Below are 203 nucleotides of genomic sequence, written 5' to 3'. Positions count from 1 at the left end.
CGCACTTTCAGCGGTGGTATTACCTGCTGCATCACTGATACTGCTGGTGACGCTGTAAGCACCCTCGTCCGTCAAACTTGGAATGGTGATGTCCGCGCTGCCATTGGCAAGGTCCGCCGCCGTCACGGTGTAGGTTTGCTCCGTGGTGCTACCATCTGGGTTGGTGATGGTTAACGTCACCGTATCCCCTTCTTCCACACCCG

At 57.1% G+C, this 203-nt stretch carries 1 protein-coding gene; it reads right to left on the bottom strand.

Annotation, left to right across the window (positions count from 1 at the left end; translation table 11 throughout):
* Positions 1 to 203 (bottom strand): Ig-like domain-containing protein (locus AACW06_RS20880; protein WP_192076440.1); only part of this gene is annotated, 203 nt, incomplete at both ends.

The sequence above is a fragment of the Vibrio sp. S12_S33 genome, assembly GCF_963889785.1.
In the GTDB taxonomy this organism is placed as follows: domain Bacteria; phylum Pseudomonadota; class Gammaproteobacteria; order Enterobacterales; family Vibrionaceae; genus Vibrio; species Vibrio aestuarianus.
Note: the sequence above shows the minus strand (reverse complement) of the source record. Positions and strands in the feature narration are given on the sequence as shown.